The sequence below is a fragment of the Citrobacter sp. RHBSTW-00671 genome (assembly GCF_014103415.1).
Taxonomy (GTDB): domain Bacteria; phylum Pseudomonadota; class Gammaproteobacteria; order Enterobacterales; family Enterobacteriaceae; genus Citrobacter.
Genome location: NZ_JABXPR010000001.1, coordinates 2,161,328 through 2,176,137 on the forward strand (window position 1 = coordinate 2,161,328; position 14,810 = coordinate 2,176,137).

At 55.5% G+C, this 14,810-nt stretch carries 13 protein-coding genes; 11 read left to right on the forward strand and 2 right to left on the reverse strand.

All coding sequences use genetic code 11. The features are described from left to right. Nucleotides 1-2 precede the first annotated feature (2 nt). The 10 genes from nuoE (at nucleotide 3) to nuoN (ending at nucleotide 12,226) form a co-directional block, all read left to right on the forward strand. Nucleotides 3-503, forward strand: a complete 501-nt coding sequence (gene nuoE / locus HV261_RS10245; protein ID WP_003028069.1) for an NADH-quinone oxidoreductase subunit NuoE — start codon at nucleotides 3-5, stop codon at nucleotides 501-503. After that, nucleotides 500-1,837, forward strand: a complete 1,338-nt coding sequence (gene nuoF, locus HV261_RS10250; RefSeq protein ID WP_202038192.1) for an NADH-quinone oxidoreductase subunit NuoF — start codon at nucleotides 500-502, stop codon at nucleotides 1,835-1,837. Before nuoE ends, nuoF begins: the two co-directional genes overlap by 4 nt. A gap of 183 nt (nucleotides 1,838-2,020) precedes the next feature. After that, complete coding sequence (gene nuoG, locus HV261_RS10255; RefSeq protein ID WP_202038193.1) at nucleotides 2,021-4,747, forward strand: NADH-quinone oxidoreductase subunit NuoG; 2,727 nt, start codon at nucleotides 2,021-2,023, stop codon at nucleotides 4,745-4,747. Beyond that, nucleotides 4,744-5,721: an NADH-quinone oxidoreductase subunit NuoH gene (nuoH, locus tag HV261_RS10260; RefSeq protein ID WP_003028063.1), complete on the forward strand. Its 978-nt coding sequence runs from the start codon at nucleotides 4,744-4,746 to the stop codon at nucleotides 5,719-5,721. The genes nuoG and nuoH overlap by 4 nt, the downstream gene beginning before the upstream one ends. 14 nt (nucleotides 5,722-5,735) lie before the next feature. Beyond that, nucleotides 5,736-6,278, forward strand: a complete 543-nt coding sequence (gene nuoI / locus HV261_RS10265) for an NADH-quinone oxidoreductase subunit NuoI (protein WP_005129470.1) — start codon at nucleotides 5,736-5,738, stop codon at nucleotides 6,276-6,278. 11 nt (nucleotides 6,279-6,289) lie between these two features. After that, complete coding sequence (nuoJ, locus tag HV261_RS10270; protein ID WP_003028059.1) at nucleotides 6,290-6,844, forward strand: NADH-quinone oxidoreductase subunit J; 555 nt, start codon at nucleotides 6,290-6,292, stop codon at nucleotides 6,842-6,844. After that, entirely contained in the window at nucleotides 6,841-7,143 is a 303-nt protein-coding gene (nuoK, locus tag HV261_RS10275; RefSeq protein ID WP_006683663.1) for an NADH-quinone oxidoreductase subunit NuoK, read from the forward strand. The genes nuoJ and nuoK overlap by 4 nt, the downstream gene beginning before the upstream one ends. Then, complete coding sequence (gene nuoL, locus HV261_RS10280) at nucleotides 7,140-8,981, forward strand: NADH-quinone oxidoreductase subunit L (RefSeq protein ID WP_202038194.1); 1,842 nt, start codon at nucleotides 7,140-7,142, stop codon at nucleotides 8,979-8,981. The genes nuoK and nuoL overlap by 4 nt, the downstream gene beginning before the upstream one ends. A 251-nt stretch (nucleotides 8,982-9,232) precedes the next feature. After that, nucleotides 9,233-10,762, forward strand: coding sequence for an NADH-quinone oxidoreductase subunit M (nuoM, locus tag HV261_RS10285; RefSeq protein WP_005129465.1), 1,530 nt, complete (start codon nucleotides 9,233-9,235; stop codon nucleotides 10,760-10,762). A gap of 6 nt (nucleotides 10,763-10,768) precedes the next feature. Further along, nucleotides 10,769-12,226 carry an NADH-quinone oxidoreductase subunit NuoN gene (gene nuoN / locus HV261_RS10290; RefSeq protein WP_137384155.1) on the forward strand — a complete coding sequence of 486 codons (1,458 nt, stop codon included), beginning with the start codon at nucleotides 10,769-10,771 and terminating at the stop codon, nucleotides 12,224-12,226. A 58-nt stretch (nucleotides 12,227-12,284) separates the two neighbouring features. Here nuoN and HV261_RS10295 read toward each other — a convergent pair whose 3' ends face one another. Together HV261_RS10295 and rbn are read right to left on the reverse strand one after the other, a co-directional pair. After that, nucleotides 12,285-13,289 (reverse strand): chemotaxis protein, encoded by a 1,005-nt coding sequence (locus tag HV261_RS10295; protein WP_202038195.1) that lies wholly within the window; start codon nucleotides 13,287-13,289, stop codon nucleotides 12,285-12,287. Nucleotides 13,290-13,353: 64 nt separating this feature from the next. Next, nucleotides 13,354-14,271 (reverse strand): ribonuclease BN, encoded by a 918-nt coding sequence (gene rbn, locus HV261_RS10300; protein WP_202038196.1) that lies wholly within the window; start codon nucleotides 14,269-14,271, stop codon nucleotides 13,354-13,356. Between the two features lie 67 nt (nucleotides 14,272-14,338). Here rbn and HV261_RS10305 point away from each other — a divergent pair, with 67 nt between their 5' ends. Then, nucleotides 14,339-14,800 carry a GNAT family N-acetyltransferase gene (locus tag HV261_RS10305; protein ID WP_202038197.1) on the forward strand — a complete coding sequence of 154 codons (462 nt, stop codon included), beginning with the start codon at nucleotides 14,339-14,341 and terminating at the stop codon, nucleotides 14,798-14,800. The last annotated feature ends 10 nt before the right edge of the window (nucleotides 14,801-14,810 follow it).

Here is a 14,810-nt window from a genome sequence, read left to right on the forward strand (position 1 = left end):
TTATGCACGAGAATCAACAACCACAAACCGAGGCTTTTGAGCTGAGTGCGGCTGAGCGTGAAGCGATTGAGCACGAGAAGCACCACTACGAAGACCCGCGTGCGGCGTCCATTGAAGCGCTGAAAATCGTTCAGAAACAGCGTGGCTGGGTGCCGGATGGAGCGATCTACGCGATCGCTGACGTGCTGGGTATCCCGGCAAGCGACGTCGAAGGTGTTGCGACATTCTACAGCCAGATCTTCCGCCAGCCGGTCGGTCGCCACGTGATCCGCTATTGCGACAGCGTCGTGTGCCATATCAATGGCTACCAGGGGATCCAGGCTGCGCTTGAGAAAAAACTCAACATCAAGCCGGGGCAGACGACCTTTGATGGTCGCTTTACGCTGTTGCCGACCTGTTGCCTGGGGAACTGCGACAAGGGGCCGAACATGATGATCGATGAAGATACTCATGCTCACCTGACCCCGGAAGGCATTCCCGAACTGTTGGAGCGGTATAAATGAAAGACATTATCCGTACTCCCGAAACGCATCCGCTGACCTGGCGTCTGCGTGATGACAAACAGCCGGTCTGGCTGGACGAATACCGTAGCAAGAACGGCTACGAAGGTGCGCGTAAGGCCCTGACCGGGCTGTCACCGGACGAAATCGTTAATCAGGTAAAAGACGCTGGCCTGAAAGGGCGCGGCGGCGCAGGCTTTTCCACCGGTCTGAAATGGAGCCTGATGCCGAAAGACGAATCCATGAACATCCGTTACCTGCTGTGTAACGCCGATGAAATGGAGCCGGGCACCTATAAAGACCGCCTGCTGATGGAACAGCTGCCGCACCTGCTGGTGGAAGGCATGCTGATCTCCGCGTTTGCGCTGAAAGCGTACCGTGGTTACATCTTCCTGCGCGGTGAGTATATCGAAGCGGCTGTGCATCTGCGCCGTGCGATTGCCGAAGCGACCGAAGCCGGTCTGCTTGGTAAAAACATCATGGGCACCGGTTTCGATTTCGAACTGTTCGTGCACACCGGGGCAGGGCGTTACATCTGCGGTGAAGAAACCGCACTGATCAACTCCCTCGAAGGTCGCCGTGCTAACCCACGTTCCAAGCCGCCGTTCCCGGCAAGCTCTGGCGCATGGGGTAAGCCGACCTGCGTAAACAACGTCGAAACGCTGTGTAACGTACCGGCTATCCTCGCCAACGGCGTGGAGTGGTACCAGAACATTTCGAAGAGCAAAGACGCGGGCACCAAGCTGATGGGCTTCTCCGGTCGTGTGAAGAATCCTGGCCTGTGGGAACTGCCTTTCGGCACTACCGCGCGTGAGATCCTCGAAGATTACGCGGGCGGTATGCGCGATGGCCTGAAGTTCAAAGCCTGGCAGCCGGGCGGGGCGGGTACTGACTTCCTGACCGAAGCACACCTCGATCTGCCGATGGAATTCGAAAGCATTGGTAAAGCAGGCAGCCGTCTGGGTACCGCGCTGGCGATGGCGGTTGACCACGAGATTGGCATGGTACCGCTGGTGCGTAACCTCGAAGAGTTCTTTGCCCGCGAGTCCTGCGGCTGGTGTACGCCGTGCCGTGACGGTCTGCCGTGGAGTGTGAAAATTCTGCGTGCGCTGGAGCGTGGCGAAGGCCAGCCAGGGGATATCGAGACACTTGAGCAACTGTGTCGTTTCCTCGGTCCGGGTAAAACCTTCTGTGCACACGCACCGGGCGCGGTTGAACCGCTGCAGAGCGCCATTAAATATTTCCGCGAAGAATTCGAAGCTGGCATTAAGCAGACTTTCAGCAATACCCACGTAATTAGTGGTATTCAGCCGAACCTGCTGAAAGAGCGCTGGTAAACGTTTTACGCGAAAGCATTCAAGATGCGTCAAGGCGGCAACCGAGAGAATCCCTGAGCTTACTAAAGTAAGTGACTGGGATGAACGAGGGAAGCCAACGCCGAGGCAGCTTGAAGGATAAAGCGGAAAAGAAATTCGATTAACGCTTGGTCACTGACTAAGCCAACTGGAAGCATGCTGACTATGGCTACGATTCATGTAGACGGCAAAGAATATGAGGTCAACGGAGCGGACAACCTGCTGGAAGCTTGTCTGTCTCTCGGCCTTGATATTCCATACTTTTGCTGGCACCCGGCGCTGGGAAGCGTCGGTGCTTGCCGCCAGTGTGCGGTGAAGCAATATCAAAACGCGGAAGATACGCGTGGTCGCCTGGTGATGTCATGTATGACACCGGCTACCGAAGGCACTTTTATTTCTATCGACGACGAAGAAGCGAAGCAATTCCGTGAAAGCGTAGTGGAATGGTTGATGACTAACCACCCACACGACTGTCCGGTCTGTGAAGAGGGGGGGAACTGCCACCTTCAGGATATGACCGTAATGACTGGTCATAGCTTCCGTCGCTACCGCTTTACTAAGCGTACTCACCGCAATCAGGATCTGGGACCATTCATCTCTCACGAAATGAACCGCTGCATCGCCTGCTATCGCTGCGTGCGTTACTACAAAGATTATGCGGACGGCGCGGATCTGGGCGTGTATGGCGCACATGACAACGTCTATTTTGGTCGTCCGGAAGACGGTACGCTTGAGAGCGAATTCTCCGGTAACCTGGTAGAAATCTGCCCGACCGGTGTGTTCACTGATAAAACGCACTCCGAGCGTTATAACCGTAAATGGGACATGCAGTTTGCGCCGAGCATCTGCCAGCAGTGTTCCATCGGCTGTAACACCAGCCCGGGTGAGCGTTACGGCGAACTGCGTCGTATCGAAAACCGTTACAACGGTACCGTTAACCACTACTTCCTCTGCGACCGTGGTCGTTTTGGCTATGGTTACGTGAACCTGAAAGACCGTCCGCGTCAGCCGGTCCAGCGTCGTGGTGATGACCTGATCACCCTGAACGCTGAGCAGGCGATGCAGGGGGCGGCAGATATTCTGCGTCAGTCGAAGAAAGTGATCGGCATCGGCTCCCCGCGTGCCAGCGTTGAAAGCAACTTCGCGCTGCGTGAACTGGTGGGTGCGGATAACTTCTATACCGGTATCGCCCAGGGTGAGCAGGAACGTCTGCAACTGGCGCTGAGCGTGCTGCGTGACGGCGGGATTCATACTCCGGCTCTACGCGAAATCGAATCTTATGATGCGGTTCTGGTACTGGGCGAAGATGTCACCCAGACCGGCGCACGCGTTGCGCTGGCAGTGCGTCAGGCGGTGAAAGGCAAAGCGCGTGAAATGGCGGCGGCACAGAAAGTGGCCGACTGGCAGATCGCCGCAATCCTTAACATTGGTCAGCGTGCCAAACATCCGCTGTTCGTGACCAACGTCGATAACACCCGTCTGGATGATATCGCGGCATGGACCTACCGTGCACCGGTTGAAGATCAGGCGCGTTTAGGTTTCGCTATCGCCCATGCGCTGGATAACAACGCACCGGCGGTTGACGGCATCGACCGTGACCTGCAGAACAAAATTGACGTTATCGTTCAGGCACTGGCCGGGGCGAAGAAACCGCTGATTATTTCCGGCACCAACGCCGGTAGCGCCGAAGTGATTCAGGCTGCTGCTAACGTGGCGAAGGCGCTGAAAGGCCGTGGCGCAGATGTTGGCATCACCATGATTGCCCGCTCTGTTAACAGCATGGGCCTGGGCATGATTGGCGGTGGTTCCCTTGACGATGCGCTGACCGAGCTGGAAACAGGTCGTGCTGACGCCGTTGTGGTGCTGGAAAACGATTTGCATCGTCATGCTTCAGCGACTCGCGTAAATGCTGCGCTGGCGAAAGCGCCGCTGGTACTGGTCATTGACCATCAGCGTACGGCTATTATGGAAAACGCTCATCTGGTGCTTTCCGCCGCAAGTTTCGCCGAAAGCGACGGTACGGTGATTAACAACGAAGGCCGCGCCCAGCGTTTCTTCCAGGTCTATGACCCGTCCTATTACGACAGCAACACCATCATGCTGGAAAGCTGGCGCTGGCTGCATTCGCTGCACAGCACCGTACAGAGCCGTGAAGTGGACTGGACGCAGCTCGACCACGTTATCGATGCGGTCGTTGAGAAGCTGCCACAGCTGGCGGGTATTAAAGATGCTGCGCCGGATGCAAGCTTCCGTATCCGTGGACAGAAACTGGCGCGTGAACCGCACCGCTACAGTGGTCGTACGGCAATGCGCGCTAACATCAGCGTGCACGAGCCGCGCCAGCCGCAGGATAAAGACACCATGTTCGCCTTCTCGATGGAAGGGAACAACCAGCCGTCTGCACCGCGTTCACAAATTCCGTTTGCCTGGGCACCAGGCTGGAACTCCCCACAAGCGTGGAACAAGTTCCAGGATGAAGTGGGCGGTAAACTGCGTCATGGCGATCCGGGCGTGCGTCTGATTGAAGCATCTGAAGGTGGCCTGGATTACTTCACTACCGTTCCGGCGAGCTTCCAGGCTCAGGATGGTCAGTGGCGTATCGCACCGTACTACCATCTGTTTGGTAGTGATGAAATGTCCCAGCGTGCACCGGTCTTCCAGACCCGCATGCCGCAGCCGTACATCAAACTCAACCCGGCAGATGCCGCGAAGTTGGGTGTCAATGCCGGCACGCACGTTTCTTTCAGCTACGATGGCAACACGGTCACGCTGCCGGTTGAAATCGCTGAAGGCTTAACGGCAGGGCAGGTTGGTTTGCCGATGGGCATGCCTGGCATCGCGCCGGTTCTGGCAGGTGCGCGTCTTGAGGATCTGCAGGAGGCACAACAATGAGTTGGATTACACCCGATCTGATTGAGATCCTGCTGAGCATTCTCAAAGCGGTGGTGATCCTGCTGGTGGTGGTCACCTGCGGGGCATTCATGAGCTTTGGTGAACGTCGTCTGCTGGGTCTGTTCCAGAACCGTTACGGACCGAACCGTGTTGGCTGGGGCGGTTCGCTCCAGCTGGTTGCGGACATGATCAAGATGTTCTTTAAAGAAGACTGGATCCCGAAATTCTCGGATCGCGTCATCTTTACCCTGGCACCGATGATCGCCTTCACCTCGCTGCTGCTGGCCTTTGCTATTGTGCCGGTGAGTCCGAACTGGGTGGTTGCTGACCTGAACATCGGGATCTTGTTCTTCCTGATGATGGCAGGCCTCGCGGTCTACGCGGTGCTGTTCGCCGGTTGGTCGAGTAACAACAAATACTCGCTGCTCGGTGCGATGCGTGCGTCTGCGCAGACGCTGAGCTACGAAGTGTTCCTCGGATTGTCCCTGATGGGCGTGGTGGCGCAGGCCGGTTCATTTAACATGACCGACATCGTCAATAACCAGGCCGATATCTGGAACGTTATTCCGCAGTTCTTTGGTTTTGTCACCTTTGCCATCGCGGGCGTCGCGGTGTGTCACCGTCACCCGTTTGACCAGCCGGAAGCCGAGCAGGAACTGGCCGATGGTTACCACATTGAATATTCCGGCATGAAATTCGGTCTGTTCTTTGTGGGCGAGTACATCGGTATCGTCACCATTTCTGCGCTGATGGTTACCCTGTTCTTCGGTGGCTGGCATGGCCCGTTCTTACCGCCATTCGTCTGGTTCGCGCTGAAAACCGCGTTCTTCATGATGATGTTCATTTTGATTCGTGCGTCGTTACCGCGTCCTCGTTATGACCAGGTAATGTCCTTCGGCTGGAAAGTCTGTCTGCCGCTGACGCTCGTCAACTTGCTGGTAACGGCGGCTGTCATTCTCTGGCAGGCGCAATAAGGGACACAAAGACCATGACCTTAAAAGAATTGTTAGTAGGCTTCGGCACCCAGGTACGTAGTATCTGGATGATCGGCCTGCATGCGTTCGCCAAACGCGAAACGCAGATGTACCCGGAAGAGCCGGTCTATCTACCGCCCCGTTTTCGTGGTCGTATCGTTCTGACTCGTGATCCAGACGGTGAAGAGCGCTGCGTTGCCTGTAACCTGTGTGCGGTAGCGTGTCCGGTTGGCTGTATCTCTTTGCAAAAAGCAGAGACCAAAGATGGCCGCTGGTATCCGGAGTTTTTCCGCATTAACTTCTCACGCTGCATTTTCTGCGGCCTGTGCGAAGAAGCCTGTCCGACTACGGCTATTCAGCTGACTCCAGATTTCGAGCTGGGTGAGTACAAGCGCCAGGACCTGGTTTACGAGAAAGAGGATCTGCTGATCTCCGGTCCGGGCAAATACCCGGAATATAACTTCTACCGGATGGCAGGTATGGCAATCGACGGCAAAGATAAGGGCGAAGCAGAGAACGAAGCTAAGCCTATCGACGTCAAGAGCCTGTTACCGTAAGGAGAGGGGCAATGGAGTTCGCTTTTTATATCTGTGGCCTGATAGCCATTCTCGCAACCTTGCGGGTGATCACCCACACCAATCCGGTACACGCATTGCTGTACCTGATTATTTCGCTGCTGGCGATTTCTGGGGTGTTCTTCTCGCTGGGCGCTTACTTCGCCGGTGCGCTGGAAATTATCGTCTACGCGGGTGCCATCATGGTGCTGTTCGTGTTCGTGGTGATGATGCTCAACCTCGGTGGTTCTGAAATTGAGCAGGAACGTCAGTGGCTGAAGCCGCAGGTGTGGATTGGTCCGGCGATTCTGTCGGCCATCATGCTGGTGGTGATTGTGTATGCCATCCTGGGTGTTAACGATCAGGGCATCGACGGTACGCCAATCAGCGCGAAAGCTGTCGGTATTTCCCTGTTTGGACCTTATGTTCTGGCGGTTGAACTGGCTTCGATGCTGCTGTTGGCGGGTCTGGTTGTGGCCTTCCACGTCGGTCGCGAAGAGCGTTCCGGTGAAGTGCTGAGCAATCGCACTGATGACCGCGCGAAAAGAAAAACGGAGGAGCACGCATGATCCCCTTACAACATGGACTGATCCTCGCGGCTGTCTTATTCGTACTGGGTTTAACTGGTCTGGTTATCCGCCGCAATCTGCTGTTTATGCTGATCGGGCTGGAAATCATGATTAACGCCTCCGCGCTGGCCTTCGTGGTCGCCGGAAGCTACTGGGGCCAGACCGATGGTCAGGTGATGTACATTCTTGCCATCAGCCTCGCGGCTGCTGAAGCGAGCATTGGACTTGCGCTGCTGCTGCAACTTCATCGCCGTCGCCAGAACCTGAACATCGATTCAGTAAGTGAGATGCGTGGATGAACATGCTTGCCTTAACCATTATTCTGCCATTTATTGGCTTTGTATTACTGGCGTTCTCTCGCGGTCGTTGGTCAGAAAATCTGTCCGCAACCGTGGGCGTCGGGTCGATTGGCCTGGCGGCGCTGGTGACCGCGTTTGTGGGTGTTGACTTCTTTGCGAATGGCCAACAGGCCTACAGCCAGCCGCTGTGGACGTGGATGTCGGTCGGCGACTTCAACATCGGTTTTAACCTGGTGCTGGACGGCCTGTCGCTGACCATGCTCTCGGTGGTGACCGGCGTGGGTTTCCTGATCCACATGTTCGCCTCCTGGTACATGCGCGGGGAAGAGGGCTACTCTCGTTTCTTCGCCTACACCAACCTGTTTATCGCCAGCATGGTGGTTCTGGTACTGGCGGATAACCTGCTGCTGATGTATCTCGGCTGGGAAGGCGTGGGCCTGTGCTCCTATCTGCTGATCGGTTTCTATTATACCGATCCGAAGAATGGCGCAGCGGCAATGAAAGCCTTCGTGGTAACCCGTGTCGGTGACGTATTCCTGGCGTTCGCGCTGTTCATCCTCTACAACGAGCTGGGTACGCTGAACTTCCGCGAAATGGTGGAACTGGCGCCTGCGCACTTTGCAGACGGTAACAACATGCTGATGTGGGCAACCCTGATGCTGCTGGGCGGTGCGGTCGGTAAATCTGCGCAGCTGCCGTTGCAGACCTGGCTTGCAGACGCAATGGCGGGCCCGACGCCTGTCTCTGCGCTTATCCACGCCGCGACGATGGTTACCGCCGGTGTCTACCTGATTGCACGTACCCACGGTCTGTTCCTGATGACCCCGGAAATTCTGCATCTGGTAGGGATTATTGGTGCTATCACGCTGGTGCTGGCAGGGTTTGCCGCACTGGTCCAAACCGACATCAAACGTGTGCTCGCTTACTCCACCATGAGCCAGATTGGCTACATGTTCCTGGCGCTGGGCGTACAGGCATGGGATGCGGCGATTTTCCACCTGATGACGCATGCCTTCTTTAAAGCGCTGCTGTTCCTGGCATCCGGCTCGGTTATCCTGGCCTGCCATCACGAACAGAATATCTTCAAGATGGGCGGCCTGCGTAAGTCTATTCCGCTGGTGTATTTCAGCTTCCTGATTGGTGGCGCGGCGCTGTCGGCTCTGCCGCTGATTACCGCGGGCTTCTTCAGTAAGGATGAGATTCTGGCCGGTGCGATGGCGAACGGTCATATCAATCTGATGGTTGCAGGTCTGGTCGGTGCGTTCATGACCTCTCTGTACACCTTCCGTATGATTTTCATCGTGTTCCACGGTAAAGAACAAATTCACGCTCACGCAGGGAAGGGGATTACCCATCATCTGCCGCTGATTGTGCTGATGATCCTGTCCACTTTCGTTGGCGCGCTGATTGTGCCGCCGCTGCAGGGGGTACTGCCTGCGACGACCGAGCTTGAGCATGGTCGCGTCATGACGCTGGAAATTACCTCCGGTATCGTCGCGATTGCAGGCATCCTGATCGCAGCATGGTTGTGGCTGGGTAAACGTACGCTGGTGACGTCGATTGCCAACAGTGCGCCAGGCCGTCTGCTGGGGACCTGGTGGTATAACGCCTGGGGCTTTGACTGGCTGTACGACAAAGTGTTCGTCAAGCCGTTCCTGGGTGTTGCCTGGTTGCTGAAACGCGATCCGCTGAACGCAATGATGAACATTCCGGCTATCCTTTCCCGCTTTGCAGGTAAAGGCCTGCTGTTAAGCGAGAACGGCTATCTGCGCTGGTATGTGGCATCAATGAGCATTGGCGCCGTCGTTGTGCTGGCACTGTTGATGGTACTGCGTTGAGTTTGTTGGCTGGATGAACGATTGCCGGATGGCGCTTCGCTTATCCGGCCTACAAACCCAAAAATAATTTTTAGAATTCGTTGAAAATCTGTTCCTGAAGTACAGGCGTCATCGGCGAAGTCAGACCGAATACCGCCAGCGCAGAGCAACCGGAGCGTACTGAAGTACGTGAGGATTGCGAGCACTGCCGGGATTTGGGCTGACGAGTGAGATAGCCTGAGCAGGAGTAAATATAAGGGACATACTTAGCTATGTTATTACCCTGGTTGATATTAATCCCCTTTATCGGTGGCTTCCTGTGCTGGCAGACCGAACGCTTTGGCGTGAAGGTGCCGCGTTGGATAGCGCTGATTACCATGGGACTGACGCTGGCGCTTGGCCTGCAGCTGTGGTTGCAGGGCGGCTATTCACTGACGCAATCCGCTGGCATTCCGCAGTGGCAGTCTGAGTTTATCCTGCCGTGGATCCCGCGTTTCGGCATCTCTATTCACTTAGCAATCGACGGTTTATCGCTGCTGATGGTAGTGCTGACCGGTCTGCTCGGTGTTCTGGCGGTACTGTGCTCCTGGAATGAAATCGAAAAATACCAGGGCTTCTTCCACCTGAACCTGATGTGGATTCTGGGCGGCGTTATCGGCGTGTTCCTTGCCATCGACATGTTCCTGTTCTTCTTCTTCTGGGAAATGATGCTGGTGCCGATGTACTTCCTGATCGCGTTGTGGGGGCATAAAGCCTCTGACGGTAAAACGCGTATCACGGCGGCGACCAAGTTCTTCATTTATACCCAGGCGAGTGGTCTGGTGATGTTGATTGCCATCCTGGCGCTGGTGTTTGTGCACTATAAAGCGACCGGTGTGTGGACCTTCAACTATGAAGAGCTGCTGAATACCCCGATGTCCCACGGTGTGGAATATCTGCTGATGCTGGGCTTCTTCATCGCGTTTGCGGTGAAAATGCCGGTGGTTCCGCTGCATGGCTGGTTGCCAGATGCGCACTCCCAGGCACCGACCGCAGGTTCCGTTGACCTGGCGGGGATTTTGCTGAAAACCGCGGCTTACGGTCTGCTGCGCTTCTCTCTGCCGCTGTTCCCGAACGCGTCGGCTGAGTTTGCACCTATCGCAATGTGGCTCGGCGTTATCGGTATCTTCTACGGCGCGTGGATGGCCTTTAATCAGTACGATATCAAACGTCTGATTGCCTACACCTCTGTATCACACATGGGCTTCGTACTGATTGCTATCTACACCGGCAGCCAGCTGGCGTACCAGGGTGCGGTTATCCAGATGATCGCTCACGGTCTGTCCGCTGCCGGTCTGTTCATTCTGTGTGGACAGTTGTACGAACGTCTGCACACGCGTGATATGCGTATGATGGGCGGCCTGTGGGGCAAAATGAAATGGTTGCCTGCACTGTCTATGTTCTTCGCCGTTTGTACGCTGGGTATGCCTGGTACAGGTAACTTTGTTGGCGAATTCATGATTCTGTTCGGCAGCTACCAGGTGGTTCCGGTCATTACGGTGATCTCAACCTTTGGTCTGGTGTTTGCTTCTGTGTACTCGCTGGCGATGCTGCATCGCGCTTACTTTGGTAAGGCGAAAAGCCAGATTGCCAGTGTTGAACTGCCAGGGATGTCGCTGCGTGAGCTGTTTATCATCCTGTTGCTGGTTGTGCTTCTGGTACTGCTTGGCTTCTATCCGCAGCCGATTCTGGATACCTCGCATTCTGCGATGAGCAACATCCAGCAGTGGTTTGTTAATTCCGTTACTACTACAAGGCCGTAAATCGCCATGACAATAACTCCACAACACCTGATTGCGCTGCTACCGCTGCTGATCGTCGGCTTGACGGTGGTGGTTGTGATGCTCTCCATTGCGTGGCGACGCAATCACTTCCTCAATGCCACGCTGTCGGTCATTGGGCTTAACGCCGCGCTGGTTTCGCTCTGGTTTGTTGGCCAGGCGGGCGCCATGGACGTCACCCCGCTGATGCGGGTTGACGGTTTCGCCATGCTCTACACCGGGCTGGTACTGCTGGCGAGTCTTGCTACCTGTACCTTTGCTTACCCATGGCTGGAAGGCTACGACGACAACCGGGAAGAGTTCTACCTGCTGGTGCTGATTGCCGCGCTGGGTGGAATTCTGCTCGCCAATGCTAACCATCTGGCGGCGCTGTTCCTCGGTATCGAACTGATCTCTTTGCCGCTGTTTGGCCTGGTCGGTTATGCCTTCCGTCAGAAACGTTCGCTGGAAGCCAGTATCAAGTACACCATCCTGTCTGCCGCAGCGTCTTCCTTCCTGCTGTTTGGTATGGCGCTGGTGTACGCACAGTCCGGCAACCTGTCGTTCGTTGCACTTGGTAAGAGCCTCGGCGACGGCATGCTGCATGAGCCGCTGCTGCTGGCGGGCTTCGGTCTGATGATCGTGGGCCTCGGCTTCAAACTTTCGCTGGTTCCGTTCCATCTGTGGACGCCAGACGTATACCAGGGTGCTCCAGCCCCGGTTTCCACCTTCCTGGCGACGGCGAGCAAAATCGCTATCTTCGGCGTGGTGATGCGTCTGTTCCTGTACGCGCCGGTTGGCGACAGCGAAGCGGTACGTATCGTGCTGGGTATAATTGCCTTTGCGTCCATCATCTTCGGTAACCTGATGGCGCTGAGCCAGACCAATATCAAACGTCTGCTCGGTTACTCTTCCATCTCTCACCTCGGTTACCTGCTGGTGGCGCTGATTGCCCTGCAGAGCGGCGAGATGTCAATGGAAGCGGTAGGCGTGTATCTGGCCGGTTATCTGTTCAGCAGCCTCGGCGCGTTCGGTGTGGTCAGCCTGATGTCCAGCCCGTACCGTGGTCCGGATGCAGACTCTCTGTTCTCCTACCGTGGTCTGTTCTGGCATCGTCCGATCCTCGCGGCAGTGATGACGGTGATGATGCTGTCTCTGGCGGGTATCCCGATGACGCTGGGCTTTATCGGTAAATTCTACGTACTGGCGGTCGGTGTGCAGGCCAATCTGTGGTGGCTGGTTGCTGCTGTGGTGGTCGGTTCCGCGATTGGTTTGTACTACTACCTGCGCGTTGCAGTAAGCCTGTACCTGAGCGCACCGCAGCAATTGAACCGCGATGCACCGTCTAACTGGCAGTACAGCGCGGGCGGTATCGTGGTGCTGATCTCTGCACTGCTGGTGCTGGTGCTGGGTATCTACCCACAACCGCTGATCAGCATCGTGCAGCTGGCGACGCCGCTGATGTAAGCGACACGCTGAAACGAAAAAACCCGCCTCGGCGGGTTTTTTTATGCGGGCAAGGCTATCAGGCGGAAAGCTGACGGCTCACCAAAGGACCACTAACATCTTTTGCTGCGCGTTCCATCACTTCCTGAATCACAGAAGATAATTCGTTAACCTCGAATTTTGCTACGTAGCCATCGGCCTTAACCCGGCGGACGTGATCTTCGTTGGCGCTACCGGAAAGTGAAGAGTGAATGATGACCGGGATCTTCTTCAGCCGCTCGTCGGTTTTGATCTTACGGGTCAGTGTGAAACCGTCCATCTCCGGCATTTCCAGATCGGTAAGCACCAGGGCGATTTTCTCGCTGACAGGCTTACCCTCCGCTTGTGCCTCTGCGGAGAGTTGCTGAATTTTGTCCCAGGCATCTTTGCCGGTGACATGCATCAGATGCGGAATTTCCATCGCGTTCAGTCCTTTCTCCAGCATCGCCCGGGCAACTTTGGAGTCTTCCGCAACAATGGCCACCGCACCCGGCGTGATAGTGAATTTGCTGGTTTTCAGGTCGGTTGCACGTAAATCGTGGTTGGACGGCACAATGTCATACAGGATCTGCTCGACATCAAGCACCAGCGCCAAATTGTTGGTTTCTTTGTCGTCGTCCAGACAAGCGATACTGGTGATGTAGCGACCATTGACGGCTTTCTCAGCAGTGTGCACCTGCTGCCAGTCGAGACGCATAATGTTCTCTACTGACTCCACCGCAAACGCCTGTACGCTGCGGGCGTACTCGGTGATCAACAGGATATTGAGCCCGGTTTCGGGTTTACACCCAGCGACAGCAGGCAGGTCGATCACCGGGATCACCTGGTCCCGGATATTCACCATGCCTAACAGCGGAGACTTCATGCCGGCAGGGCGTGTAAATGTCGGCATCGGGACGATTTCACGGAGTTTGAAAACGTTGATGCCAAACAGCTCTGATTTCTGCTCTTCAACCGACTTGCCAAGGCGAAACAGCAGCAGCTCAAAGCGGTTCGACAAGGTTAGATTGGTCCTGTCATCAATATCTTTCTGAAAATTGTTCATCCTGTCCTCAGTGTGAAAGCCGGCCTTTCCACTGTTATCGGCATTGAGGCGGAAAAATAAAGCGTTAAACGGTGAAAATGGCGAAATCGTGAGCCAGTTCCGTTGCCGGGAACAGCGCTCTGCACTCTTCAAGTAACCGTTGGCAGCCCTTTGCATCGTAGCGGGAGCTGACGTGGGTCATGATGAGTCTGCCCACACCGGCGTCCCGTGCCAGCTGTGCGGCCTGCCGGGTGGAGCTATGCCCGCGGCTGTTGGCTTTTTCCTCCATTGACGAATCCAGCGTGGTTTCATGTACCATCACGTCCACCCCTTTTGCCAGTTCGATGGCGCTCGCACAGGGCCCGGTATCACCGAAAATGGCGACGGACTTTCCCTTAATCGCCGGGGCGAGATAATCGGCCCCGTTAATGGTGCGCCCGTCTTCCAGCACAATAGTTTTGCCCGCTTTGAGATCCTGAAAACAAGGGCCTGGTTTAACGCCCGCCACTCTGAGCGCGTTGGCATCAAGCGCACCGGGTTTGTCGTGTTCTTCAACACGAAAGCCGTAGCACTCCAACGGATGTTCCAGTCGAAATGCGGTCACTTTGCGCAGGCCGTCATCCACAATCTCACCGGCGGTGATTTCTACAATATCCAGCGGGTAATCGGTCCATGAGCCGCTCAGTCGCAGGGCCGTTTCGGTAAATTCCCGTAATCCTTTCGGACCGTAAAGCGTCAGCGGCTGGACGTTTCCGGCCATTGAACGGCTGCACAGCAGCCCTGGCAAACCAAAAAGGTGATCGCCATGCAGATGACTGATAAAAATACGATCAAGTTTGCCCGGGTTGAACGGGGTGCTAAGCATTTGATGCTGCGTCCCTTCGCCGCAATCAAAAAGCCACAAACCTGCCTGAGTAGGGTGTTGCAGATTCAGTAATATTGCCGTTACATTGCGAGAACGTGTGGGAACTCCCGCAGACGTACCTAAAAATAGTAATTCCATCTTTACGTTACACTTTTCGCCATTAATGAGGCAGGGTGTTCAGGTTATCACAACAAAGGGGCAGACAATGATCCACTGGCAAGATCTCCATCATGCAAAGCTGAGTGTTCAGGAGCTGTATGCCATTCTTCAGCTTCGCTGCGCGGTATTTGTTGTTGAGCAACAATGTCCGTATCAGGACGTGGATGGCGACGACTTAGTCGGCGAGAACCGTCACATTCTGGGATGGCATAATGATGAACTGGTGGCGTATGCGAGGATTCTGAAAAGTGACGATGATCTGGAGCCAGTAGTGATTGGTCGGGTGATTGTCAGCGAAGCGCTACGCGGCGAAAAATTGGGGCAGCAGTTAATGATGCAAACGCTGGCCTCCTGTGCGCAGCATTGGCCGCATAAGGCGTTATATCTGGGGGCTCAGGCGCATCTGCAATCGTTCTATGCGAAATTTGGGTTTGTTCCAGTCACGGAGATCTATGACGAAGATGGTATTCCACATATCGGCATGGCGCGTGAGGGGCATCAAGCGTAAACAGCCCCTG